This window comes from Streptomyces sp. NBC_00510, assembly GCA_036013505.1.
In the GTDB taxonomy this organism is placed as follows: domain Bacteria; phylum Actinomycetota; class Actinomycetes; order Streptomycetales; family Streptomycetaceae; genus Actinacidiphila.
On record CP107851.1, the window covers coordinates 6,609,570 to 6,634,587 of the forward strand.

21 protein-coding genes, 1 tRNA gene and 2 pseudogenes are annotated in these 25,018 nt (G+C 72.9%); 13 read left to right on the top strand and 11 right to left on the bottom strand.

Annotated features, from left to right (window positions below):
• Positions 1-40: 40 nt before the first annotated feature.
• Positions 41-1,111, top strand: coding sequence for a DUF916 domain-containing protein (locus OG937_29790; GenBank protein ID WUD75585.1), 1,071 nt, complete (start codon positions 41-43; stop codon positions 1,109-1,111).
• Positions 1,112-1,208: 97 nt separating this feature from the next.
• Here the strand turns inward: OG937_29790 and OG937_29795 are convergent, their stop codons facing one another.
• Complete coding sequence (locus tag OG937_29795; protein WUD75586.1) at positions 1,209-1,724, bottom strand: VOC family protein; 516 nt, start codon at positions 1,722-1,724, stop codon at positions 1,209-1,211.
• Positions 1,725-2,010: 286 nt separating this feature from the next.
• Between OG937_29795 and OG937_29800 the strand changes: the two genes are divergently transcribed.
• The gene (locus OG937_29800) at positions 2,011-4,185 is read left to right on the top strand and encodes a phospholipase C, phosphocholine-specific (protein WUD75587.1); all 2,175 of its coding nucleotides are present in this window, start codon (positions 2,011-2,013) and stop codon (positions 4,183-4,185) included.
• 128 nt (positions 4,186-4,313) lie between these two features.
• Here OG937_29800 and OG937_29805 read toward each other — a convergent pair whose 3' ends face one another.
• Both OG937_29805 and OG937_29810 read right to left on the bottom strand, forming a co-directional pair.
• Entirely contained in the window at positions 4,314-4,733 is a 420-nt protein-coding gene (locus tag OG937_29805; protein ID WUD75588.1) for a hypothetical protein, read from the bottom strand.
• Positions 4,669-6,018 (bottom strand): substrate-binding domain-containing protein, encoded by a 1,350-nt coding sequence (locus tag OG937_29810; protein ID WUD75589.1) that lies wholly within the window; start codon positions 6,016-6,018, stop codon positions 4,669-4,671. Before OG937_29810 ends, OG937_29805 begins: the two co-directional genes overlap by 65 nt.
• Before the next feature lie 152 nt (positions 6,019-6,170).
• Between OG937_29810 and OG937_29815 the strand changes: the two genes are divergently transcribed.
• The 5 genes from OG937_29815 to OG937_29835 all read left to right on the top strand — a co-directional run bounded on the left by OG937_29815 (position 6,171) and on the right by OG937_29835 (position 9,921).
• Positions 6,171-6,362, top strand: coding sequence for a hypothetical protein (locus tag OG937_29815; protein WUD75590.1), 192 nt, complete (start codon positions 6,171-6,173; stop codon positions 6,360-6,362).
• Between the two features lie 383 nt (positions 6,363-6,745).
• Positions 6,746-7,048, top strand: coding sequence for a hypothetical protein (locus tag OG937_29820; GenBank protein WUD75591.1), 303 nt, complete (start codon positions 6,746-6,748; stop codon positions 7,046-7,048).
• A gap of 186 nt (positions 7,049-7,234) precedes the next feature.
• Positions 7,235-7,639, top strand: coding sequence for a RidA family protein (locus OG937_29825; GenBank protein ID WUD75592.1), 405 nt, complete (start codon positions 7,235-7,237; stop codon positions 7,637-7,639).
• 33 nt (positions 7,640-7,672) lie between these two features.
• Positions 7,673-8,626, top strand: a complete 954-nt coding sequence (gene sigJ / locus OG937_29830) for an RNA polymerase sigma factor SigJ (protein WUD75593.1) — start codon at positions 7,673-7,675, stop codon at positions 8,624-8,626.
• A 98-nt stretch (positions 8,627-8,724) separates the two neighbouring features.
• Entirely contained in the window at positions 8,725-9,921 is a 1,197-nt protein-coding gene (locus OG937_29835; GenBank protein WUD75594.1) for an FAD-dependent oxidoreductase, read from the top strand.
• Positions 9,922-10,003: 82 nt separating this feature from the next.
• Here OG937_29835 and OG937_29840 read toward each other — a convergent pair whose 3' ends face one another.
• Both OG937_29840 and OG937_29845 read right to left on the bottom strand, forming a co-directional pair.
• Positions 10,004-10,324, bottom strand: coding sequence for a hypothetical protein (locus OG937_29840; GenBank protein ID WUD75595.1), 321 nt, complete (start codon positions 10,322-10,324; stop codon positions 10,004-10,006).
• Between the two features lie 133 nt (positions 10,325-10,457).
• Positions 10,458-11,471 (bottom strand): DUF1259 domain-containing protein, encoded by a 1,014-nt coding sequence (locus OG937_29845; protein ID WUD75596.1) that lies wholly within the window; start codon positions 11,469-11,471, stop codon positions 10,458-10,460.
• A gap of 303 nt (positions 11,472-11,774) precedes the next feature.
• On the opposite strand from OG937_29845, the pseudogene OG937_29850 reads away from it, so the two are divergent.
• Positions 11,775-12,558 (top strand): annotated as a pseudogene (locus OG937_29850) (aminoglycoside phosphotransferase).
• Between the two features lie 105 nt (positions 12,559-12,663).
• Here the strand turns inward: OG937_29850 and OG937_29855 are convergent.
• Positions 12,664-13,059, bottom strand: coding sequence for a hypothetical protein (locus OG937_29855; GenBank protein WUD75597.1), 396 nt, complete (start codon positions 13,057-13,059; stop codon positions 12,664-12,666).
• Between the two features lie 211 nt (positions 13,060-13,270).
• Between OG937_29855 and OG937_29860 the strand changes: the two genes are divergently transcribed.
• From OG937_29860 to OG937_29875, 4 genes and pseudogenes are all read left to right on the top strand, one after another.
• The gene (locus OG937_29860; protein ID WUD75598.1) at positions 13,271-13,669 is read left to right on the top strand and encodes a tetratricopeptide repeat protein; all 399 of its coding nucleotides are present in this window, start codon (positions 13,271-13,273) and stop codon (positions 13,667-13,669) included.
• 687 nt (positions 13,670-14,356) lie between these two features.
• On the top strand, positions 14,357-16,120 hold the full coding sequence (gene pstS / locus OG937_29865) for a phosphate ABC transporter substrate-binding protein PstS (GenBank protein WUD75599.1): 1,764 nt from the start codon (positions 14,357-14,359) through the stop codon (positions 16,118-16,120).
• Between the two features lie 292 nt (positions 16,121-16,412).
• Entirely contained in the window at positions 16,413-16,883 is a 471-nt protein-coding gene (locus OG937_29870) for a glyoxalase (protein ID WUD75600.1), read from the top strand.
• A 313-nt stretch (positions 16,884-17,196) separates the two neighbouring features.
• Positions 17,197-17,483: pseudogene (locus OG937_29875) on the top strand (tyrosine-type recombinase/integrase).
• A gap of 68 nt (positions 17,484-17,551) precedes the next feature.
• On the opposite strand, the gene OG937_29880 reads toward OG937_29875, so the two are convergent.
• A tRNA-Val gene (locus OG937_29880) sits at positions 17,552-17,626 on the bottom strand.
• Positions 17,627-17,690: 64 nt separating this feature from the next.
• On the bottom strand, positions 17,691-18,944 hold the full coding sequence (locus OG937_29885; protein ID WUD75601.1) for a cytochrome P450: 1,254 nt from the start codon (positions 18,942-18,944) through the stop codon (positions 17,691-17,693).
• 327 nt (positions 18,945-19,271) lie between these two features.
• Between OG937_29885 and OG937_29890 the strand changes: the two genes are divergently transcribed.
• Positions 19,272-20,441: a steroid 3-ketoacyl-CoA thiolase gene (locus tag OG937_29890; GenBank protein ID WUD75602.1), complete on the top strand. Its 1,170-nt coding sequence runs from the start codon at positions 19,272-19,274 to the stop codon at positions 20,439-20,441.
• Positions 20,442-20,764: 323 nt separating this feature from the next.
• On the opposite strand, the gene OG937_29895 is transcribed toward OG937_29890, so the two are convergent.
• From OG937_29895 to OG937_29905, 3 genes are read right to left on the bottom strand one after another with little or no spacing between them, the layout of a single operon-like run.
• Complete coding sequence (locus tag OG937_29895; protein WUD75603.1) at positions 20,765-21,640, bottom strand: ECF transporter S component; 876 nt, start codon at positions 21,638-21,640, stop codon at positions 20,765-20,767.
• Positions 21,637-23,250: an ATP-binding cassette domain-containing protein gene (locus OG937_29900; GenBank protein WUD75604.1), complete on the bottom strand. Its 1,614-nt coding sequence runs from the start codon at positions 23,248-23,250 to the stop codon at positions 21,637-21,639. Before OG937_29900 ends, OG937_29895 begins: the two co-directional genes overlap by 4 nt.
• Complete coding sequence (locus OG937_29905) at positions 23,247-24,275, bottom strand: energy-coupling factor transporter transmembrane protein EcfT (GenBank protein WUD78932.1); 1,029 nt, start codon at positions 24,273-24,275, stop codon at positions 23,247-23,249. Before OG937_29905 ends, OG937_29900 begins: the two co-directional genes overlap by 4 nt.
• Between the last annotated feature and the right edge of the window lie 743 nt (positions 24,276-25,018).

Genomic DNA, 25,018 nt, shown 5'->3' on the forward strand with positions numbered 1-25,018 from the left:
CCGGTGCCTGCCCCGCCTCCCGCTCCAGGAGAACCCCGACATGCACCCGTCCGCACCGCGCCGCACGACGCCCCTCGCCCGCACCGCCGTCCTGGTCCTGCTCGCGGCCCTCGCCCTCGTGGGCCTCCACGCCGGCCCCGCCCGTGCGGCCGACGGCGACGTCACCTGGACGGTCAGGACGGCCGCGAACGGGTTCGGCGACGACCGGTCCAGCTACAGCTACACCGCGAACCCCGGCGGACAGGTCAAGGACGCCATGGTCGTGGCCAACCGCAGCACCTCCGCGCTGCGGCTCGCGCTCTACGCCGCCGACGGCTACACCACCGACACCGGGCAGCTCGACCTGCTCACCAAGGACAAGAAGTCCGTCGGGATCGGCGCCTGGGTCCACGCCGACCGCGACAGCGTCGAGATCAAGCCCGGCAAGACCGCCGAGATCCCCTTCACCGTCACCGTCCCGGACAACGCCACCCCCGGCGACTACGTGGGCGGCATCCTGACCTCGCTCAAGCAGTCCGACGAGGCCCAGGGCATCAACGTGGACCGGCGACTGGGCATCCGGGTCAAGCTGCGGGTCAGCGGGGAGCTCAAGCCGAAGCTCGCCGTCGAGGACCTCCACGTCGACTACGACGGCCCGGCGAGCCCCTTCGCCTCGGGCGACGCCACCGTCACCTACACGATCCACAACACCGGCAACGCGATGCTGTCGGCCCGCCAGTCCGTCTCGGTGGCCGGTCCGTTCGGATGGCTGCGGGCGAAGGCCGGCGACATCCCCGCGCCGCCGGAGCTGCTCCCCGGCGAGAGCTGGAAGGTGAAGGTGCCCGTCCACGGCGTCGCACCCGCCGTCAGCCTCACCGCGACCGCCACCCTCACCCCGATGCTCACCGACGCGTCGGGCTCCATCACCCCCCTGGACCCGGTCGAGGCCACTGCCCACGGCTGGGCCGTGCCCTGGGTCCTGGTCCTGCTGATCGTCCTCCTCGCCGCGGCCGTCGCCGCCGCGATCGTCCTCACCCGCCGCGGCCGCACGCGGCGCAAGCAGCGCGAGGACACCCGCGTCCGGGACGCCGTGGAGAAGGCGCTCCGCGACAAGGAGACGCAGAAGAGCTGACCCGGGCCGTCAGTCCGCGACGACCGCGGGGCCCCGGGGCCATGAGGCCTCCGCCCCGCTGCCAGGACCCGAAGATGCGCGGGAAGGGCCCGCCGCGTCAGAGGATGTACTCCCCGAGCGCGTAGCCCTTCCGCTCCGTGATGAGCTCGATCCTGAGCCCGTTGGGGTCGGCCAGGAACATGCTGTCCGCGACCTCGGTCGGGAAGGCCGCATACGGCAGGCCCCGCTCGTCGAGGCGGGCCTTCACCATGTCGTAGGCCTCCTGCGTGACCGCGAGGGCGACGTGGTGGCCGCCGCCCACCGTCTCCGCGTAGTCGGGGTGGGGGTGGCCGGGGAAGTCGAAGAAGGCGAGCATGTTCTCGCCGCCCAGGTCGAAGAAGAAGTGGGTCGATCCGCGGTAGTCGCGGTTCTCGACCAGGTCCACCAGCGGGAGACCCAGCACGTCCCGGTAGAAGAGGATGGTCTCCTCGACGTCCCGGGCGATGAACGCGGCGTGGTGGACCCCCTGGGTGGTGGGTGCCGGGCGTTCCCCGGCCGGGAGGAGATAACGGTCCCTCAGTTCCGCCTGGCGCTCCAGGATCGCCTGCAGCTCCTCGCCGTGCGGCTGTGCCATGGTCGTGACTCCTCATCCTGGGGGCGGCGCGGGCGGGCCCCGGGGGCGACGGTACGGGGCCCGCCCAGCTCCATTCATCGCTTGACGCGTCAAGCAAACATAGAGGCATTTGTTTGACACGTCAAGAATTAGGGAAGGGGGCCGGGCTTCCGGCAGGCAGGCAGGGCGGCGGAAGGACGGGCGCCTCGGCCCGTCCATGTCCGCGCCCGGTTCCCGACACCCGTGGGCAAGGACGCGGGATCAAGGTCTCCAGGTAGTTGTATCTCCCATCCGGAGGTTTTGAGCCATGTCCTCAGTGTCCCGGAGAGACTTTCTCGGCACCGCCGCGACCGTCGCCGGCGCGGCCGCCATCGGCGCCACGCTGCCCGGCGTGAGCGCCGCCGCGACCCCCGCCCAGGCCGGGCCCGCCCCGCGCGGCCACGGCCACGGTCGCCCGCACGGCGACATCCGCGACATCAAGCACGTCGTCGTGATCATGCAGGAGAACCGCAGTTTCGACCACTACTTCGGCGCCCTCAAGGGCGTACGCGGCTTCGGCGACCGCGCGACGATCCAGCTGCCCGGCGGCGGGTCCGTGTGGCAGCAGCCCAAGGCGCCGACGGAGGGCGCCGAGACCCAGTACCCGTGGCGGCTGAGCGGCGCGAAGTCCTGGAGCGGCCCGACCCCGCCGAGCGCCGAGCTCGGCGCCGCCAACTACGGCGGCACCAGCCACGGCTGGACCGACCAGCACGGCGCCTGGTACGGCGGCCTCATGAACGGCTGGTACTACGCCAAGGGCGGCCCCACCACCCTCGGCTACCTGGACCGCAAGGACCTGCCCTTCCACTACGCCCTCGCCGACACCTACACCGTCGGCGACGCCTACCACTGCTCCGTGCTCAGCGCGACCGGCCCGAACCGCACCTACCTGTGGGGCGGCACCATCAACGCCGACAAGAAGCACGGCGACTTCACCGCCAACGACGGCGGCGACGAGCGCGGCAGGTTCCTGCCCTGGGAGTCCTACGCCGAGACGCTCCAGGAGGCCGGCGTCAGCTGGCGCGTCTACCAGTGCGCCGACGACTACGGCGACAACGGCCTGGAGTACTTCGGCACCTTCGCCAGGCTCGACCCCACCCAGGGGGGTCGGGCCGCCCCCGGCGACGTCTACTACGACAACGGCGTCAAGGACGTCCCCGAGCCGGTCACCGGCCTCGCGGGCAACGCCGACAACATCAACGCCGCGATCCGCGCGGACGTGCTGGGCGGCACGCTGCCGCAGGTCAGCTGGGTCGTCAACAACCAGTTCTTCTCCGAGCACCCGGTCACCGCGCCCAGCAACGGCGGGTACTTCCTGCGCGGCGTCCTGGAGGCCCTCCACGCCGACCCGGACGTCTTCGACTCGACGCTGGTGATCGTCAACTACGACGAGAACGACGGCCAGTTCGACCACGTCCCGCCGCCCGTCCCCGCCCCCGGCGAGGCCGACGAGTTCGTCTCCGGCACCATGGGCCAGTACGGCGTCACCGAGCCCCTCCCGGTCGGCCTCGGCTTCCGCGTGCCGCTGCTGCTCATCTCGCCCTGGACCCGCGGCGGCTGGGTGACCTCGGAGGTCTCCGACCACACCTCGGTCATCCAGTTCCTGGAGAAGTGGACCACCGCCCTCGGCACGCCCGCCATCTGCCCCAACATCAGCGACTGGCGGCGCGAGGTGTGCGGCGACCTCACCGGCGCCCTCGACTTCGCCTCCCCCGTCTACGGGCTGCCCCACCTGCCCGACACCGGCCCGCTCGTCCCCGAGACCCGGTACACCCCGCTGCCCGGCGACAACGCGATGCCCACGCAGGAGAAGGGCACCAAGCGGGCCCGCCCGCTGCCGTACCAGCCCAGTGCCAACCTGACCGGCTTCGCCGAGGGCGCGGTCGAGCTGGAGTTGGGCAACGAGGCCCCCTTCGCCACCAAGGCGAGCCACTTCTCCGTCCACAACAACCTCGGCGGGTTCCCCTCCCTGGCCGCGTACCCGGCCGCGTTCCCCGGCCAGTACACCGTCCCCGCGGGCGCGCGGGTCACCGGCACCGGTCCCGTCGGCTCCGCCGCCGGCGACACCGCCTACGACCTGACGGTCACGGGCCCCAACCGGTTCCTGCGCCGCTTCACCGGCGACACCGCCGGCGCCGGCAAGGACCTCGTCGTCGAGGCCCGCTACCACGACGGCAGGGCGACCGCCCACCCGAAGCTCAAGCTGTGGCTGCGCAACAACGGCCGCAAGCCGGTGACGTTCACCGTCACGCACAACCACTACATCCCCGGCGCCCCCACGAAGGTGCGGGTCGCCCCGCACGGCAAGGAGGCGTGGACGGTCAGCCCGCTGGAGGTCAGCGGCGGCTGGTACGACGTGACCGTCACGGCCGACTGCGACCACACCTGGTCGCAGCGCTTCACCGGCCACCTGGAGACCGGCCGGGCCAGCGTCACCGGCTGACCTGATCCGCCGGGACCCGACTGGACCTGACCAAGCCTCACTTGACCTGACCTGACCTGAACGGCCGGGGACGGGCGACCGCCGTCGCCCGTCCCCGGCCGCGTCCGTGCCCGGCGTCCCGGCCGCGGTCAGATGACGGTGAGCGTCAGGACCGCCGTGTAGGTGCCGGGCCGCGTGTCCGTGGGCGCGTCGAGGTCCAGCCGCGCCCCCACGTCGGCGGTGCCGGGGCCGGCGCCGGTGGCCAGGGTCCGGGCCCGCCCCAGCCCGCCGTCGTCGCCGGGGAGTACCGGGGGGCCCGCCGTGACGCCCCGGACGTTGCCCGCGTCCACGACCTCGGGAGCCCAGGTCAGACTGCTCGCGGGGATGCCGGTGCCGTACGGGCCCGCGAAGTCGCCGGCCTGTCCCGAGGCCGTCCAGCCGACGCTCCCGGGACGGGTGTCGGTGACGGTGACCGGGGTCATCCGCCCCGAGGCGTGGAGGTGTTCACCCGACGCGTCGAGCACCGGACCCGGCAGCACGACGCGCGGGCTGCCCTCGATGGAGATCACCAGCGCCCCGGGTTCCACGATCGTCGTGATCGACTGCTCGTGCCCTCCCGGGGCCGTGTTCTCGCACGAGGGGACGCCCAGCCGGTCGCACGCCCGCGGTTGCGGAGCGCTCCGCAGGGCCTCGGCGGCCGAGGCGGCGCAGCCCGAGGCGTCGACGTCGCCGGACGTGGAACCGGGAATGCCTGCCGCGGTGTTCAGGCCCTTGCCGACCAGGTTCGGCGGAAGGACGGAGTTGCCCAGGCGCGCCGACGCGTCCTGCTCGCACAGCGCGAGCGAGGCGAACGAGGCGAGCGTCCGCCCCTTGGCCGTCGAGAAGCGTTGATCGGTCGCCGTCGGGACGATCAGGTAGCCGACGATCGGCAGGGGATACGTCCGCGGGTCCGGGTCGGTGTAGGCGCCGGCGGGCCTGACGAGTGCCCGAGGGGTCGGACGCGGTCGTGGCCAGACCCACCGTCACACCACCCTGGGTGGGGGAGGTGTAGTAGCCGGCGCGGTTGAGCAGCCTGGCCATCACCGTGCGCGCGATCTGCGCGTAGCTCGACTCGGCGTACGTGATCGCGCCGTTGCCCGCGTGCCCCGCCACGTAGCCGGTCACGCCGTTCGAGCCCGCCACGGCCACGTCCCCGGGGACCGTCGGGAAGAGCGAGGTCGCGCCGCAGCCCGCGCCGCGCCCCGCCGCGCCGCAGTAGGCGCCCCACACCGCCGGCTGCCGGTCGGCCAGCCACTGGGTCAGCGCGGCGGTGGTGCCGCTGGCGTCGGCGCGGACGACCGGGACGACCGGGACGTCCGGCAGCCGGGTCCCCGGGTTGTCCGCCCGGATCGCCGGGTCGTCCCACCGGGTGATGCCCCGGGTGAAGATCCCGGCCACCGTCGCCGGGGACAGCCGCAGGTTCGTGATGCGCTCGCCGTCGACCTGCACGTTGTAGTGGAAGCCGATGCCACCCACCACGGCCGGGACGTAGGCGAACGGCCTGGCGGGCGGCCGGTCGGTCACCCCGCCCTCGGTCAGGCCGTACGGCAGGTCCGACACCGCGTAGTCCACGGTGCCGTTCCGGAACTGGTTGCGTCCGTCGGCCGAGCCGGTGCCGGAGTAGCCGACGATGCCGAGGCCGGACCTGCCCGCGGTGTACCGCCACTGGTCGAGCGGGCCGTTTGCCCACGTCGAACCGGCCCCGGCGACCGGCGCGCCTGCCGCCGCGTGCGCGGGCGGCGCGGTGCCCAGGGAGACGAGGAGCACCGCCGCCGCCGAGGCGACGGCCCCCCGCACCCGGCCCCGTCGGCGCACCCGCGGACAACCTCCGCGTACCGCCGCCCCGTTCACTCGCGTCACTCCCGGTCCCCTCCGCCCGTCACGGCGCGTCCGTACGACCCCCGCCCCGTGCCTCGATCGCATCGCGCAAGAGTGCGCGCCCCGCCGCAACCCGGCGCGACGGAAAGATGAAGGACGAACGAACGCAGTGCCACCGCCGCGCGGGCGCAGGACACCGGGCGGCCGATCGGCTCCTGTGCACGCCGGCCGCCGCCTCGGTGGTCGTCCTCCCGTCGCGCGGGACCGGAGAAGCGAGTACGGCCCTCCCGGACGGCCCCTCGTGGACGGCGCGCGAGGAGGCGGACCCGGCGATCGTGTGACGCGGCCGGGCGCGGGCCGGACCGCCGGCGACGGAGGGTGACCGTGACCCCCGGGTCCTGGCCAAGGGCCGCCGGTGGGTGAACGCCCGCCCCCGGCGCCCGGAAGATTTCCCACGGCGCCCTCGCATAGCCCCTGACCTGCGAAGAAGCGCCCGCCGCGACGCTGCGCCGGGGCGCTTTCTTTTGACTACGGGCCCCACCCGTGTCACGGTCATGTCCTCGGCGTTTGCCGCCTTGCATCACGGCGTCCCTGCCCGGTGAGCGAGAACGCGTGGGTCACGTGCCCCTCGTCCTACCGGCTCCAGGCACACGAAGCCGGTTCGACGACGGTCGGAAATGGCACGGCCGTTGTCCACCAATCTTCACGTACGAAGGAGATTGACATGCGTGCAAACATCACCGTCCGCCGGACTGTCGCCGCAGCGCTGGCGGCACCGTTGCTCGCCGTCGTCGCGGCGGGCACCGCCGAAGCGGCACCACAGATCACGACCTCAGCCCTCCAGACGGCGCCGACCAGCTACGTCCAGGGCGGCGGCGGCTTCGGCGGCGGCTTCGGCGGCATCGGCGGCTTCCGCGGCAACGGGTTCTACGGCAACAACTTCTACGGCGGTTTCGTCCCCGTCGTCGTCGTCCCCGTGGCCGTCCCCGTCGGCGGCTTCGGCGGCGGGTACTTCCCGTTCCGCTGAGGCCTCCCCGCCCCACCGACCGCGGCACACCCCGACCGGCCGGAAGCTCCGTGACGAACCGCCACGGGGCTTCCGGCCGGCGGGCCGCCCTCGCCCCGCTCCTGTCACACCCCCACGACGGCTCCGGTCTCAGCTGTCGGCCCCCGTCCACGCGGGGCCGGTCCAGTCGACGACGAGGAGGGCACCGTGACCGTTCGGTCCAGGGAATTCAACTTCGGCATGCCGTGGGAATCGCTCTACGGGTACAGCCAGGCCGTACAGGCCGGCGACACGCTCTACATCTCGGGTCAGTTGTCCCACGACAGCGCCGGAACCTTCATCGGGACCGGCGACTTCGAGCTCCAGATGAGCACGACCCTCGACAACCTCGACCGCGTGCTGGAGCACTTCGGCGCCGGCCGCGACCAGATCGTCGAGACCACCGTCCTGGTCAGGGGCCTGCGCGACCACTTCGACACCGTCGCCCGCCTGCACGCCGCCTACTGCGGCGACCACCGCCCCACCAGCACCGTCATGGGCGTGTCCGACCTGGCCCTGCCCGACCAGCTCGTGGAGATCGGCGCGGTCGTCCGCCTCGACATCACCCACTGACCGGACACCGGACGCGGGGCTAGGATCCGGGCCATGGCCCTGACCCTGCACGACGTGGACCGGTTCGAGGCCTCCAGGCCCCGCCTGGAGGCCGTCGCCTACCGGCTCCTCGGCTCCGCGAGCGAGGCCGAGGACGCCGTGCAGGAGACCTTCCTGCGCTGGCAGGCCGTCGACGTCGACCGCATCGACGTCCCCGAGGCGTGGCTGACGAAGGTGCTCACCAACCTGTGCCTCAACCAGCTGACCTCGGCCCGGGCCCGGCGCGAGACCTACGTGGGCCAGTGGCTCCCCGAACCGCTGCTCGCCGGTGACCCGATGCTCGGCCCGGCCGACACCGCCGAACAGCGCGAATCCGTCTCGTACGCGGTCCTCGTCCTGCTGGAGCGCCTCAGCCCCAACGAGCGCGCGGTGTACGTGCTGCGGGAGGCCTTCGACTACCCGCACCGCGAGATCGCGGGGATCCTCGACATCACCGAGGCCGCCAGCCAGCAGATCCACCACCGCGCCAGGAAGCACATCGCGGACGGCAAGGCCCGCAAGGCCGGTACCGAGGTCGACGAGGCGGCCACCCGGCGGGTCGTCGAGGAGTTCCTGGCGGCCGCCACCAGCGGCCGGACCGAGCCGCTCGTGCGGCTGCTCACCCAGGACGTCGTCGCGGTCGGCGACGGCGGCGGGAAGGTCCCGGCCCGCGCGAAGGCGTTCGAAGGCGCGCTCGCCGTCGCGAAGTTCCTGCGCGGCCTGTTCAAGCCCGGCACGGCCAAGCGTGCCCTGGTCGGCGGCTCGGCCGAGATCCACGCGACGGCCGCCAACGGCGGCCCCGCCGTCGTGGCGGTCGTCGACGGCCGGGTCGTCGGCGTCATGTGCCTGGAGGTCACCGCCGAGGGCATCGCCGCCGTACGCAACCAGGTCAACCCCGACAAGCTCCGGCGCGCGACCGGCCGATGGGCGGCCGGCGACCACGGGGAACCCCTGCTCCACGCCTTCTGACCCCGGTGTGACGTGCTTCACATCACGTTCCTGTCAGGAAACGGCGGGCCGCCCGGTTCAAGGGGCGAACCCGCTGGAGAGAAGACAGGAGCCAGGACATGCAGCACCGCATCGTCGTCCTCGGAGCCGGATACACCGGAGCCAGCGCCGCCGGGCGCCTCGCCAGGCGGCTGCACCGCGAGGACGTCGCCATCACCCTCGTCAACGCGGAGCCCGACTTCGTCGAGCGCGTCCGGATGCACCAGCTCGCGACCGGCCAGGACCTCACCACCCGGCCCCTCGGCGAGATGTTCGCGGGCACCGGCGTCGCACTGAAGGCGGCGAAGGTCACCGGCGTCGACCCCGACCGCAGGACCGTCGCCGTCCACGGCGCGGACGGCGCCGGGGAACTGACGTACGACACCCTCGTCTACGCCCTCGGCAGCGGCTGGAAGGACCAGGGCGTCCCCGGCGCCGCCGAGCACGCCCACGAGATCGCCGGCCGCCCCGGGGCACTGCGGGTGCGCGAGCGCCTGGCCGCCCTGGACGCCGGACGGCCCGTGCTCGTGGTCGGCGGCGGCCTCACCGGCCTGGAGGCCGCGACCGAGATCGCCGAGGCCCGCCCGGACCTCGCCGTCGCCCTCGCCGCCCACGGCGGCCTCGGCGACTGGCTCTCCGCCAAGGGCGCCCGGCACCTGCGCAAGGTCGTCGACCGGCTCGGCATCACCGTTCACGAGCACACCACCGTCACCGCCGTGGCGGCCGACCACGTCACCACCTCCGACGGCACCTCCATCCCGGCCGCGGTCACCGTGTGGACCACCGGCTTCGCCGTCCACCCGATCGCCGGGGCCACCACCCTGGAGACGACCGGCACCGGCCGGATCGTGGTCGACGGCACCATGCGCTCGGTCTCCCACCCGAACGTCTACGCCATCGGCGACGCCGCCCTGGCGATGGGCCCCGGCGACAAGCCGCTGCGGATGTCGTGCGCCTCGGGCATCCCCACCGCCTGGCAGGCCGCCGACGCCATCGCGGCCCGCCTGACCGGCGGCAAGCTCCCCAACGCCCCACTGCGGTACTTCAACCAGTGCATCTCGCTGGGCCGCAAGGAAGGCCTGATCCAGTACGTCACCGCCGACGACCGCGCGGTCAGCGCGGCCCTGACCGGACGGCTCGCCGCCCTCTACAAGGAACTGATCTGCAAGGGCGCCGCCTGGGGCGTCGCCAACCCGACGATGGGCCTCCCCACCCGCCGCCGCCGCGTCACCCCCCAGCCCGCCCCCTCCGGACCCGCGGTCCGGACGCCTGCCTGACCCGCAGCGCGCGATGTCCTGCCGCGGGGGAGCCGCCCCGCGACGGGGCTGCGGGGCTGCGGGGCTGCGGGCGCTCGGGGGATCAGGAGTTGGCGATCAGCGCCGCCGTCGGCAGCAACGTGCCCAGGACGCTGAGCAGCCAGTAGGTGCGTGCGGTGAGCGCCGTCCGGACGGCGAGGGGCCGGTTGGCCACCCACCAGAGCACGGCGTAGAGGAGCACGACGGGCCCGAAGAGCAGCAGCCCGGGCAGGATGCCGTCGTTCTCCGTCGGCTCCCGCACGGTCAGACCCAGGTCGGCGAGCGGCCAGTTCGCGGCGAGGTACCAGAGCATCCAGATCGGCACCACGCCCGGGATCCCCAGCAGCAGATTCACGCCCAGGGCGGTGTACCACCGTCTGGTCATCCCCGTCGCCCCTCCCCGTGATCGTCTGTGGGAGACGGTACAACGAGGGCGGACGGAGCCGACCGCCGCAGCCGCAACGGACTTCCCGCGCGGAGCGGCGGTCGGGCCACCCGTACCCGCTGCCGGTCGGGCGTCAGCCGATCTCCACCGCCATACCCTTGACGTTGGTGGCGTCCAACGCCTTCCGGATCCCCTTGGCGAGCTTGACCGCGTCACCGACGGCCCAGAAGTGGACGAAGAAGAGCCGCGGTTCGTCCGTCAGCCCGTGGTTGTGCAGCTCCACGAGTTGGCACCCGGCACGCCTGAGAGCCGCCAGGACGTCCTGGACCTCACTGGCGATCATGGCGCAGTCGCCGCTGACCGCGGCCCTGCCGTTGCCCAGCGGCTGGTAGTTGATCGCACTGGTGGATCCGAGGCCCGGCGGCAGGACCATGCCGGCGTCGGTGATGGTCTCCCGGCGCACGAAGGTGTTCTTGTAGACCCCGTCGTCGATGCCGCCCTTGATGCCCATCACCTTGTCGATGGTGGCGACGTCCATGTCGAGCTTGCGCGGCACCGTGTGGTCCGGCCGCCCCGGCGGCGGGGCGCCGGTCCGGTCGAGCGCCGCACGCAGCCCCGTGGCGATGGCCACGGGGTCCTTGCCGTGCGCGTGGACGTGGACCCACCAGATCTCCGGGTCCTGCGACAGCAGGTGCTTGTGGATCGCGGTCTGCTCGATCTTGCGCTCGTGCAGCACGTCGGCGAACGACTGCATCTCCTTCTCGGTGACCACCACGTCGCCCATCAGCAGCGTGTTCCCGTCGGCGTAGCGGACGAAGGACACGTGCGAGCCCAGGGCGAGCCCCGGTTTGACGGTGACGCCCTGTGAGACCACCTTGAGGTCCCGGCGCGGCAGACCCGTGTGGTACATGAACTCGCGCCTGATGTCGCCCGTCCGCCCGAGCGCGACGGACACGTCCTTCCAGTCCGTCAGAGCGGTGCGCACGGGCATGACCGACGGGTGGTTGTGCTGTTTCGACGTTCCGGTTGGCGCGCACGCGGAGATCGCCCCGCCCAGCATCGGCGCCAGAGTGGCCGCGGCGAGCAGATGCCGCCGTGACGCACCCGCCTGCGGGTGGGTGTCCTGCTGTCGGTCCTCACGCATCATGTGTGCCTCCTGACGGGATGGAAGCACGACGAGCCACGGACAGACCCCAGCACCACCAGCACTGCGGCCAGGTGGGTGAAGCGCCCGTCGGCAAACGGGTGAGCCGGCCCGCCGACGGAGCCCGTACGCCTGCCCCGGCCACGCCTGGCGGCCCCCCAACTGCGCCACGAAGCTCCGCGTGCTCGGCCGACCGGCGCAGTGCAGGGGCCCGGGCAGGCGAACCCTGCGACGGACCGTCACCGGGGGAAGCCGTGCCGTGTGCACGGCGTGGCCCCCTCCGGCCCATTCTGGAACCCTCCGACCATGACGACGCACCGCTTCACCGAGGTCCCCGCCGACGTCTTGGCCGTCATCGAGAAGCACACCGGGCCGGTGCTGGAAGCCGAGCCGGTCCCGACGGGCCTCAATTCCGAAATCGCGGCCCGTATCCGTACGGCGACAGGCGCCGTCTTCGTCAAGGGACTGCGGCTCGAGCATCCACGGGCGTGGACGCAGGAACGCGAAGCGGCCATCGCCCCGCACGTCACGCCGCCGGCTCCAGCCCTCCTCTGGCACACCCAGTGCGCGGGCTGGGACCTCCTCGGCTTCGAGGACCTCGACGGCCCCCACGCCGACTACGCCCCCGGCTCGCCCCACCTGGCCCTCGTCGCCGACGCGATGCAGACCCTCGCGGGCCTGCCGCTACCCGACCTGCCGCTCAGGACCATGCCGGACCGGATGCGGGCCTACGCCGGCGATGACGCCGAGCTGTTCACCGGGGACCGGCTGCTCCACACCGACTGGAACCCGCACAACGTCCTCATCGCCGGACGGGCCCGGCTCGTCGACTGGGCCTGGGCCGCCCGAGGCGCCGGGTGGATCGACCCCGCCCTGTGGGCCATCTGGCTCATCGCCTCCGCTCCCGAGCAGGCCGAGCAGTTGTCCGCCGAGCACCCCGCGTTCGCCGCCGCCCCCGGACTTGAGCTCGACACGTTCGCGCGAGCCCAGCACCGGCTCAGGGGACGAGATCGCCGGCGACTCCCCGAACGAGTGGACAGCCAGGATGCAGACCGCGGCCGCCGCGTGGCACCGGCACCGAGGCGGCTGAGCGAGCCGCGGTTGCCGTGCGGAGTGCCCAGGAGCTGATGTGAACTACCGCCGCCAGTAGCTGCGTTGCGGCGAAGGCGCAAAGGCGGGCGCAGGTACAGGCAGATCAGTCGACGGAGACCCAGCACGAATCGGGCTCGATGCCGGTGAGATCACACACGGCCACGTCGGCTTCGCCTTCGGAGGGATGCTGCTGCAGGACCGCGGCTGCTGCACGAGTCCCAGCCTTGAAGCAGGTTGGATTCTGCTCCACGATCACGCTGAGAATCTTCGCCCGCGTCGTGTCGAAGGTGCTCTGCTGGGCATCGATCTCCCCCGTCTGTTCCTCCCGTTGAAGCTGCTTCCGGATCTGCGCGGCCCGAGCCCCGAACTCCTGCCTCGGCTGCTCACACGTCACGGACGGCTCCGGCGCCCGCGACTGCTGCGTCGCTCCGACTGCGTAGCCGCCCACGGCAAGAGCGATCGCCCCCGCGGTACCCAGCGCGATCAATGAACGTCTCATGGCGGGGAATGCTATCTGCCCAGGTCAGGGCAGTTGGCGGTGCGCAGGCATGTACGCACGCCCCGGTGGCGACGGAAACGGCTGATGGAGCGTGTCCGCTTGGGCTCACCGTGACTGGCGGGGCCTGCCTTGTTGGTTCCCTTTCCGCACCCGGCGATCTGACGAACTGGCCTTCGCCCTGTGCGACCGCGCCGATGCCGTCGATCGGGACATGTGGACCGAGGTCGCACGAGCGAACACCTGGCTCGCGATGGGCGACCTGGACCAAGCTGCGGCGGCCTTCGAGCAGGCCCTGACACTGGATGCCACCAACTGGTCCCTCTACCTGGACCTTGCCGACGTACGTGCTTTGCAGGGCGACTTCGCCGCAGCGGTGGCCCTCGTCGAACAGGGTCTGCAGAACGAACCGCACGAAGCCTCCCTGCGCGCGGCGGGTGCCGCCTATCGCACGCGCCTGTCCGGCTCGTCCGACGACCTGCGGGACCTGATCGCCCTGGCGCCGGAGCTCGCGAACACCTCCTACCGGGACCAGCTGATCGACTACGCGTGCGCGGGACCGGGTCTGCCCCCGAGCCTCGTGGCCAAGGCCCGGAGCATCAGCACGAACTGAACACGCCGGTGTGGCCTGGTGACCGGCCCGGACGCGTGTACATCGAGCTCGGGGCCCTGAGGAGCGGTTCAGCGACCAAGCTCGGACTGTCAGCGTTCGTCCGTGGTGGTGCGCCTCGGTGCTGGGCCGTTGTAGCGCAGTAGGCCACTGAGTTGACGCCGGGTGCTGTACATCGAGTTGAGCGCGGCGTCGACCTGGACGGAGCGCCTCCAACCCCGGTCGAGGATGAGACGTTGCTGTCACCTCAGCCTGGCTCGGCCACGTCACCGGCGGCGAGGCCTTCTGTTCCCTCATCAGCCGTTCGGGGCGGGCGGATCCGGTCGCCTACCGTCAGAGCCCCGGATCACCGCGGACTCGGCGTTGGTGCGTTCGCTGTTCGTCCTTCGCCTGTCCGTCGCCCTGGGTTGCGGCGATCCGCGCATGCTTACGCGATGCGATCAAGGCTCAGGGGGCGGCCGTCGATCGCGCTGCGGGCACGGACACCGTGCCCCGCGACAGGGGGGAACGACGGTTCATGGGAAGCGGTCGGCGATCAGCGGCACCGGTCTGTGCAGGCCCGCGCCGGGACGTCGAGCACGCATGAGCAGGCGAGCCCACCTCGGGTCCTCCGGTCACCGCCCAGGGCACCGAGCAACCGCCCCACCACCACGGCCCGCACGCACCCACACCGACCAGGAGTCACCCGCCATGCCCGGCCCGCCTCCGGCACTCCTCGCCCGCCCGAGAATCGTCACCGCGCTCTCCCTTCTTGCCGTCCTCTTGTTCGGCGCCACCCCGGCGACCGCCGCGACACACGTGCCGATCGCGGGCGCCGGGTCGACCTGGAGCCAGAACGCGCTCGACCAGTGGACGGCCAACGTCCAGCAGTACGACATGCGCGTGAGCTACAACGGCACGGGCTCGTCGGACGGCCGCAACCACTTCCGCAACAGCACGGTGGACTTCGCCGTCTCCGACATCCCCTACGGCCTCGAGGACTCCGGCGTGGCCGACCCGCCGCCGTCCCGCAAGTACGCGTACATGCCGATCGTGGCCGGTGGTACGTCGTTCATGTACAACCTCACCATCGGCAGCCGGCGCGTCACCGACCTGCGGCTGTCCGGCGAGGTCATCGCCAAGATCTTCACCGGACAGATCACGACCTGGAACGATCCCGCCATCAAGGCCGACAATCCCGCGCTCGCTTCCACGCTGCCCGCCCGCCCGGTCGTCCCGGTGGTGCGCTCCGACGGATCCGGCACCACGGCGCAGTTCAGCGCATGGATGAGCAAGCAGTACCCGTCGCTGTGGGACGACTACTGCCGCCGGGCCGGCCGCAGCACCCCCTGCGGGACGGCGTCGGTCTACCCGGCCGTGCCGGGCGGCACCTTCGTCCGCCAGGCAGGCTCGAACGGCGTCTCCGGCTATGTGGCGCAGTCCCGCAACGTGGGCACCATCACCTACGTCGAGTACTCCTACGCGGCACTCACCACCAGGTTCCCGGTCGCCAAGGTGCTCAACAAGGCCGGGTACTACGTCGCGCCCACCGCGCAGAACGTGGCGGTCGCGCTGCTGAAGGCGCGGACCAACGAGGACAGTTCCTGGCCCGACTACCTCACGCAGGCCCTCGACGGCGTCTACAACAGCACGGACCCGCGCGCCTATCCTCTCTCCGGCTACAGCTACGCGATCGTCCCGACCAAGGTGGAGCACAACTTCACCCTTCAGAAGGGCGAGTCCCTCGGTGCCTTCGCCTACTACTTCCTCTGCCAGGGGCAGCAGCACGTGGACAAACTGGGCTACTCGCCGCTGCCCATCAACCTCGTGCAAGCGGCCCTGAACCAGGTCCGCAGGATTCCCGGCGTGGACGTCCAGAGCATCGACATCAAGAGCTGCCACAACCCCACCTTCTCCACCGACGGCACCAACACCCTCGCCCTGACGGCCCCTTACCCGTCCCCCTGCGACCGGGTGGGCAGCACTCCGTGCGACGGCACCGCCCCCGGCGGCCGGTCGCAGTCGATCACGACGACCCTCGAGCCCGGGGCACTGCTGATCTCCGTCGCGGGCGACCCGCACGTCGAGTTGCCCGGTCCGGTGCTCGACCCGTCGGGCGAGTTCCTCCACACCTCGGGGCAGATGACCCCGGTCACCGTCACCGACACCCGCTCCGGCAACATCGGCTGGACGGTATCCGGCCAGGTCGGCGACTTCACCGGCCCGACCGGAAGCACCATTGACGGGAGCAGCCTGACCTGGGCCCCCGCGATCGCCGACCGCGGCAATGTCCCGTCCATCACGCCGGGCGCCCCGGTCGTCCCCGGCGACGGCAACGGGCTCAAGGAGTCCCGGACGCTGGCCACCGGCATCGGCCCCGGCACCGCGGATGCCGGGGCCGGGCTCGACTTCGACGCACCGACCTCCACGCCGCCCGGCACGTACACGGCGGTCCTGACGCTGACCGTCATCTGATCCCCATCCGCAGGAGAGCTGACGCCCCCGCCGGTGGGCCGTCCCGTTCGGCTACGGCCGGACGGGACGGCCGCCTGCGCGGTTCTCACCTCACGCCCACCGGGCATGCTCTGGGCGGTCGTCCGCCGGTGTTGGGCGTTGTCACGCGGGTGGAGACTCGGCCGATCCAGTGGCTGATCGCCTTGCCTTGGAGGTCAACTCGACGCGGTGGGCGAAGGCACACCGATGAGTTCCGCCGGTCGGGCCGGTCTATCAGTACGCACGCCATCGAGCCACCGACTGGAGACCCACCATGACGATTCCCGCGCACCCCGGCCGCATGCTGTTCGTGAACCTCCCCGTAGCGGACCTCGAACTCAGCAAGGCGTTCTTCGCCAAGCTCGGGTTCGGCTTCAACCCGAAGTTCACCGACGAGTCCGCAGCCTGCATGCTGGTCGGCGAGCAGGCCTTCGTCATGCTGCTCAGCCGCGAGAAGTTCGCGGAGTTCGCGAAACTGCCGATGGCCGACGCCACCACGCACACGCTGGCGTTGTACTGCTTCAGCGTGTCGTCCCGTGATGAGGTCGACACGGTCAGCGCCACTGCACTCGCGGCGGGCGGCTCCGAGGCGGATGACGCCGAGGACTACGGCTTCATGTACTCACGCAGCTTCTTCGACCCCGACGGCCACGGCTGGCAGGTCATGTGGATGGACCCGGCAGCGGCGGAGCAGGGCCCCGAGGCGTTCGCGACCTCCACCCAGGACGCCGACACCCCGTCCTGACCTGTGGATTTCCCACTTCGGATGGAGTGGGTGGCGCCTCCCTCTGCGCACCGAGAGTCCCCCTGGCTCCCCGCCCGTTCCGGCACGACAGTGGCACGGCATCCGTGCTGGTGACCCTCTCGATGCGATTCATGGGCGGGACGGCCGTTGCGGTCTGCTCGACCGATCTCGTGCTGCGGGAAATCCTTACCGTCACGAGATCGGGCCGGGAACGGTGACTTCTGCCGCAGCGACCGCTTCCGCGAGCGTGTGGAGGCGCCGGCGCCGTGCATGGCTGTCCTGGGAGGGCGGAGCCGGGAAGCGCAGCCCACCCTTCACCACCCACACGGGGCGGCCCGTCGAGCCGCGTAACCTGTACCGCTCGTTCACGCGCGTGGCGGGAAACGCCGCCTGCGCGTGATCCGGCTGCATGGCGCCCGGCAGGGCTGCGCCACGCTTCTCACCGCGGCCGGCGTCACGCCCCGCGTGGTGATGGAGATCCTGGGCCATAGCCAGATCGCGGTCACGATGAACGTCTACACGCACGTCGTGCAGGACACCCAGCGTGAAGCCGTCAGCCACATGGACCGGCTGCTGCGGAGGCGTCCCGGCCGTGAGTGAGCGTGGCCGTTGATGTCGGATCTGGATGTCAAAGACCCCCAGCCATGACCGGCTGGGGGTCTTCTCACTGGTGGGCGTGGACGGTTTCGAACCGCCGACATCTGCCTTGTAAGGGCAGCGCTCTACCGCTGAGCTACACGCCCGCTGGACACGCGAAAGCACACCCTACCCTGCCATACCCCGTGACCAGCAAACGCACGCTCGAGGTCAGGTGTAGGTCACACGGAGTTCCTTCACGCCGTTGAGCCAGGGGGAGCGGAGGCGGCGGGGGGCGCCGGCGAGGCGGATGGCGGGGAGGGTGTCGGCGATGGCGTTGAAGATGAGGTCGATCTCGAGGCGGGCGAGGCTGGCGCCGAGGCAGAAGTGGGGGCCGCCGCCGCCGAAGCCGAGGTGGGGGTTGGGGTCGCGGGTGACGTCGAAGGTGTCGGGGGCGGTGAAGACCTCGGGGTCGTGGTTGGCGGAGGCGTAGAAGATGCCGACGCGGTCGCCCTCGCGGATCTTGGCGCCGCCCAGCTCCGTGTCGTGGGTGGCGGTGCGCTGGAAGGAGGTGACCGGGGTGGCCCAGCGGACGATCTCGTCGGCGGCGGTGCGGGGGCGCTCGGCGCGGAAGAGGTCCCACTGGTCGGGGTGGGTGAGGAAGGCGTGCATGCCGTGGGTGATGGCGTTGCGCGTGGTCTCGTTGCCGGCGACGGCCAGGACGAGGACGAAGAAGCCGAACTCGTCGGTGGTGAGGTTGCCCTCGTCCTCGGCGGCGACGAGCTTGGTGACGATGTCGTGGGCGGGGCAGGCCTTGCGTTCGTCGGCCATGTTCATCGCGTAGGAGATGAGCTCGATGGAGGACTCGGTGCCGATCTCCTCGGTGATGGCGAGCTCGGGGTCGTCGTAGCCGATCATGTTGTTCGACCACTCGAAGATCTTGCCGCGGTCCTCCTGGGGGACGCCGATGAGTTCGGCGATGGCCTGGAGGGGCAGTTCGCAGGCGACGTCGGTGACGAAGTCGCCGCTGCCGTGGGCGGCGGCGCCGGCGACGATGCGTTCGGCGCGCCGGCGCAGGGCGTCCTTGAGGGCGCGGATGGCGCGGGGGGTGAAGCCGCGCTGGACGATCTGCCGCAGGCGGGTGTGCTCGGGCGGGTCCATGTTGAGGATGATCAGCTGCTGGGCGTCGATCCGGTCCCGCTGCATGTGCTCGTTGAAGCGGATGATCGCGGTGTTGGTGCGGGAGGAGAAGGTCTCGGGGGTGGTGGAGACCGTCTTGACGTCGGCGTGGCGGGTGACAGCCCAGTAGCCGTCGTCCCCGAAGCCCGCGATGCCGTGGGGCTGGGGGATCCAGGAGACGGGAGCGGTGTGCCGGAGGGCGGCGAACTCCGGGAGGGGTATGCGCTCCTGGTTGACGTCCGGGTCGGTGAAGTCGAAGCCGTCGGGGAGGGCGGGGCAGGAGGAGGGCGGCGGCGTGGCGGACATCGGCGGCTCCTGGTCCGGGTGGTCCGGCGTGGTCCGGGTCGTGATCCGGTTGGTCCGGATGTCTCCGTGGTGGCTCCGGGCTTCCCTGGGTGGCGGTCCGCGGACGTCCCCGCGCACCGCTTGCTGACGCTCCATCAGATATGCCTGTGGACGGTAGCTCCGGCCCCTGCAAGTCGCAAGGCCCGTGACGGTGCGGATCGGCCGGCTTGGTGCACGCCCCTTGCGCCCGCGTACCGCCGGTAATCAGACTGCTGGGCGGAACTAGAACGCGTACTAGTTCTGCCGTGGGCGCCGGGACGCCCCGCGGCCGAGGAGAGGACGAGGTACATGGCCGCTGAACCCGTCATCGTCGAAGCTGTACGCACCCCCATCGGCAAGCGCGGCGGCGCGCTCGCCAATCTGCACCCCGCCTACCTGCTCGGTGAGACGTACCGCGAACTGCTCGGCCGCACCGGCATCCAGCCCGACGCCGTGGAACAGATCGTCGGCGGTACGGTCACCCACGCAGGGGAGCAGTCGATGAACCCGGCGCGCACCGCCTGGCTGGCCTGCGGGCTGCCGTACGAGACGGCCGCGACGACCGTGGACTGCCAGTGCGGTTCCTCGCAGCAGGCCAACCACATGGTCGCCAACATGATCGCGGCGGGGGTGATCGACATCGGCATCGGCTGCGGCGTCGAGGCCATGTCGCGGGTGCCGCTCGGCAGCGGTTCCAAGCACGGCCCCGGCAAGCCCTTCCCGGACGAGTGGAACGTGGACCTGCCCAACCAGTTCGAGGCGGCCGAGCGCATCGCCCGGCGCCGCGGGCTGACCCGGGAGCACGTCGACCGGCTCGGGCTGATCTCGCAGGAGCGGGCCGGGCGGGCCTGGGCCGAGGAGCGCTTCAAGCGGGAGACCTTCGCCGTGCAGGTGCCCACGACGGAGGAGGAGCAACTCGCCGGCCAGGGCATGTGGCGGCTGGTCGACCGCGACGAGGGGCTGCGCGACACCAGCATGGAGGCACTGGCCGGGCTGAAGGCGATCATGCCGACGGCCGTGCACACGGCGGGGAACTCCTCGCAGATCTCCGACGGCGCGGCGGCCGTGATGTGGGCGTCCAAGCGGATGGCGCGCGCCCTGAAGCTGCGGCCGCGGGCCCGGATCGTGGCGCAGGCGCTGGTCGGTACGGACACGCACTACCACCTGGACGGACCGATCGACGCGACGCGCGCGGTCCTCGGCAAGGCCGGCATGACACTCGACGACATCGACCTCGTCGAGATCAACGAGGCCTTCGCCTCGGTGGTGCTGTCCTGGGCACAGGTCTTCGACCAGGACCTGGAGAAGGTGAACGTCAACGGTGGCGGGATCGCACTCGGCCACCCCGTGGGGGCCACCGGGGCCCGTCTGATCGCCACCGCACTGCACGAACTGGAACGCGCGGACAAGGAGTTCGCGCTGATCGTGATGTGCGCGGGCGGGGCGCTCGCCACGGGCACGATCATCCAGCGGATCTGAGCCGGCGGGGTGGGGCCGGCCCCCGGGTACGCCCGGGGGTCGGCCGCATTCCGGGACGCGGGCACCCCACCGGGGCGCTGCGCCGGGCCATGGACCAGGCCGCCGGCACCTGCGGCCGGCGGCCGGCCGTGCCGGTGCGGCTGTACACCGCGAGCGGCGACCGCGACGTGCCGATCGGCAACGGCGGGATCTGCCGCGCCGACCTCGCGGCGCACTGCGTGCGGACGGCGCCGGCCGACACCGGCGACACCGACCACTTCGGCGCGTTCCTGCGCTCGGCGCCCGACGCCCGGCGTCGCGCGCTGGTTCGCGGCGCCGGCCCGTCAGCGCGCCTGAGGCGGCACGCGCGGCGCGCCGTCCGCACTCCCGTCCCCGCCACCGTGCGCGTCCACGAAGGCCACCGGCGCGCCGAACGCGGCGCGCCGGGTGGCCCGGCGCAGGGCGCGCAGCACGAACGGGCCCAGGGTGAGGACCAGGACGGCGGTCAGCACGGCGCGCGGGACGTCCCAGCCGAGCGAGGTGGCCAGGCAGTACGCGACGAAGCGGGCGAGGTTGTCGGGGAGCGGGCCGCCCGGCACGAAGGAGACCCCGGAGGACATGCCGCCGAGGTACGGCCAGCCCTGCAGGTTCATGATCGTTCCGTAGGCGATCGAGGACACCGCCCCGTAGCCGGCGAGGAGTACGAGCTCGCCCCGGCCGCGCAGCCTGGCGGCGCCCGGGAGCAGGCCCGCGCCGAGCGCCACCCAGCCCATCGAGAGCATCTGGAACGGCATCCACGGCCCGACCCCACCCGTGAGCAGGGCCGACGCGAACATCGTCAACGCCCCCAGCGCGAAGCCGAAGCCGGGGCCGAGCACCCGGCCGGACAGCACGACCAGGAAGAACATGGGCTCGATGCCCGCCGTGCCGCCGCCGAGCGGACGCAGGGCCGCTCCCGCGGCGGCCAGCACCCCCAGCATGGCGACGGACTTGGCGCTCAGGCCCTCCTCGTCGTCCGCGATCGTCGCCATGACGACGGCGAGCAGCAGCGGCAGGAGCAGCGCGAACAACCAGGGCGCGTCCTCGCTGTGGGCCAGCCCCGAGCCCGGGTCGGCGAGCAGCGGCCAGCCGAAGGCGGCGACGCCGATCACGGAGACGAGCGTCAGCGCGACGACGGCCCGGCGGCCCAGCCGGACCGCGCGCGGCGGACGCGCGGTCACGCCGTGCCCGCCAAGGCCGCCTCGACCTGGCCGACCGTCAGCCAGGGCAGCGGGCTGAGCACCTTGGCCACCTGCGGGGCGAAGGCGGGGGAGGAGACGACGACGTCGGGGGTGGGGCCGTCCGCGACGAGGTCGCCGTCGGCGAGGACGACGACGCGGTGGGCGAGTTCGGCGGCGAGTTCGACGTCGTGGGTGGCGAGGACGACGGCGTGGCCGTCCGCGGCGAGCGCGCGCAGGTGCGCGGCGAGACGGGCCTTGGCGGCGTAGTCCAGGCCGCGGGTCGGCTCGTCGAGCAGGATCAGCGGGGGCCGGGCGGTCAGCACGACGGCGAGGGCGAGCGCGAGGCGCTGGCCTTCGGACAGGTCGCGCGGGTGGGTGCCGTCGGCGACCCCGGGCAGCAGTGCGCCGACGAGGGCACGGCAGGTGCCGGGGGTGGCGCGGGCGTCGGTGTCGGCGGCGGCGCACTCGGCGGCGACGGTGTCGGCGTACAGCAGGTCCCGGGGGTCCTGAGGGACCAGGCCCACGCGGCGGATCAGCTCCGCGGGCCTGGTGCGCGACGGCTCCAGCCCGCCGACGGTCACGCTCCCCGACGTGGGGGGCCGCATCCCGGCGAGGGTGGACAGCAGGGTGGACTTGCCCGCGCCGTTGCGGCCCATGAGGGCCACGGTCTCGCCGGGCCGTACGGTCAGGTCGACCCCGCGCAGCGCCTCCAGCCGTCCGCGGCGCACGGTGAGTCCCGCCACGGCCGCGACGGGCTCGCCCGCGGCGGGCGCGGGCGGCGCGGGCGGGGTGCGGTCGGTGAGGCGTTCGCGCAGCGGCGCGGCGGCGCGGCGGGCGTCGCGCACCGACAGCGGCAGCGGGGACCAGCCCGCGAGACGGCCGAGCGCGACGACCGGCGGACGGACCGGCGAGACCGCCATGACCTCGGCGGGCGGCCCGGAGACCGGGGCGGCGCCCCCGCCCGGGAGGAGGACGACCTGGTCGGCGTACTGCACGACCCGCTCCAGGCGGTGCTCGGCCATCAGCACGGTCGTCCCCAGGTCGTGGACGAGCCGCTGCAGCACGGCGAGCACCTCCTCGGCCGCGGCGGGGTCGAGCGCGGACGTCGGCTCGTCCAGCACCAGTACCCGCGGGTGGACGGTCAGGACGGAGCCGATGGCGACGCGCTGCTGCTGCCCGCCGGAGAGGGTGCTGATCGGGCGGTCGCGCAGGTCGGCGAGGCCGAGCAGGTCGAGGGTCTCCTCGACACGGCGGCGCATCACGTCGGGGGCGAGGCCGATCGACTCCATGCCGTAGGCGAGTTCGTCCTCGACGGTGTCGGTGACGAAGTGCGCGAGCGGGTCCTGGCCCACGGTGCCGACCAGATGGGCGAGTTCGCGCGGTTTGTTGCGGCGCGTGTCGTGCCCGGCGACGGTGACCCGGCCGGTGAGGACGCCGCCGGTGAAGTACGGCACGAGGCCGGAGACGGCGCCGAGGAGGGTGGACTTGCCGGTGCCGGAGGGCCCGACGACCAGGCAGAGTTCGCCCTCGGGGACGGTCAGCTCGACACCGGTCACGGCGGGCGCCGCGGCGCCGTCGTACGTGACGGAGACCTGCTCGAAGCGGATCACGGGCGGGCTCCCTTCAGGTGCGCGGGCAGCAGCCCCAGCAGGGCGGCCGCCGCGGGCCACAGCGGCAGCGACGGCGCGGTCAGCGGCACCACGGGCGGATCCAGGTCGGCGGGGGACGCCCCGGCGGCCCAGATCGTCAGCGCGGCGACGGCCACGCCCGAGGCGGTGATCAGCCACGCGGTCGCGTCCCAGCGGTCGGGGCGGTAGCGGGTGCGGATGGAACGGCGCCCGCCGAGCCGCAGCCCCGCGACGGCGGCGGCCAGACCGGCCAGCAGCAGGGGCAGGCCGTACGCGGCGCCCGCGGCGGCCAGCAGCGCGTAGGTGCCGGCGCACAGCCCGAGCAGCCCGCCGAGGGTCAGCGCGACGGTCGCCCGGCGCACGGCGGGCGGAACCTCGGCCGTACGGCCGTAACCGCGGGCGTCCATGGCGGCCGCGAGGGCGACGGAACGCTCCAGCGCGCCCTCGAGCACGGGCAGGCCGACCTGGAGCAGCGCCCGTACGCCCTTGTCCGCGCGGCCCCGCAGCCTTCGGGCCGTCCGCAGTCGCCGGACGTCGGCGACCAGGTGCGGCGCGAACGTCATCGCGACGACCACGGCGACGCCCGCCTCGTACAGGGCGCCGGGCAGCGACTTCAGCAGCCGGGCGGGGTTGGCCAGGGCGTTGGCGGCGCCGAGGCACGCCAGGAGCGTGGCCAGCTTCATCCCCTCGCGGAAGGCGAACCACAGCCCCTCGGCGGTGACCCGCCCGCCGAGACGGACGCCCCGCGCCCAGTCGGGCAGCGGCACTTCGGGGAGGGACACCACGGTGTGCGTGCCGGGGATCGGGGACCCCAGGACGACGGCGAAGCCGAGCCGGATGGCGATGACCACCAGACCCAGGCGGAGGAACGCGGCGTACGACCGCGACCAGGGTGCGTCCGGCACCCGGCACACGGCCACGACGTACCCCGCGACGGCGGCGAGCAGCGCGAGCAGTGCCGGGTTCGTCGTCCGCGACGCGGCCGTGGCGAGCCCCAGCGCCCACAGCCACCACGCCCCCGCGTGCGGCCCGCGCCTGCGGCCCGCCCGCCCGCCTGCCGCGCCCGCGTCACCGGCGTGGTCCGGCTGCCGCAGCCGCAACAGCGCGCGCAAGCGGGCGGAACCGCCGCCGTCCACGCTACGGGCGACGGCGTGATGGTCGGCCCCCGCGGGCGGCGTGAGGGCCCGCCTGGTCCGCGCCGCCGAGCCCCGCTCGGCGGTTGCGCCGCCCCTGGCGGTGACGTCCGGCAGGAGCCGCGCCGCCAAGACGGCAGGGCGGGCGGCCGGGGTGGGTGAGTCGCCGCGCCTGCGGGGGCGCAGCCAAGTGAGCAGGGCGAGGGCCCGCGATGCCGTGGCCGGCGTGCCGGTCGGCCCGTCCGCGCGTCCGCCGGTGCCGGCGCGGTGGCGTCGGCCCCCACCGGCGGTGGCCGCGGTGGCGGCGGTGTGCGCGCCCTGCGTCGCGGCCCTGGCGGCGCGCGAGGGGAGGGCGGCGGCGCCGTGCCGCGGGGAGGGCGCAGGGGCGGTCAGTGGTCGCTCCGGCGCCGTCGGGCCTGCCAAGTCCTCCCGGGTGCGCGGACGCAGTCGGGCGAGGGCGCCCGATACCTCGGCCTGCGCGGCGGTTGCGTCGCCCGTGCGTGGTTCGGCGGGGGTGCCGGCAGAGGGGAGGTCCGTCCGCCGGGGCCGGGCGGCCGGGCCGGTCAGGTCGTCGCGGTTGCGCGGGCGCAGTCGCGGAAGCAAGGCGAGGGCCCGCA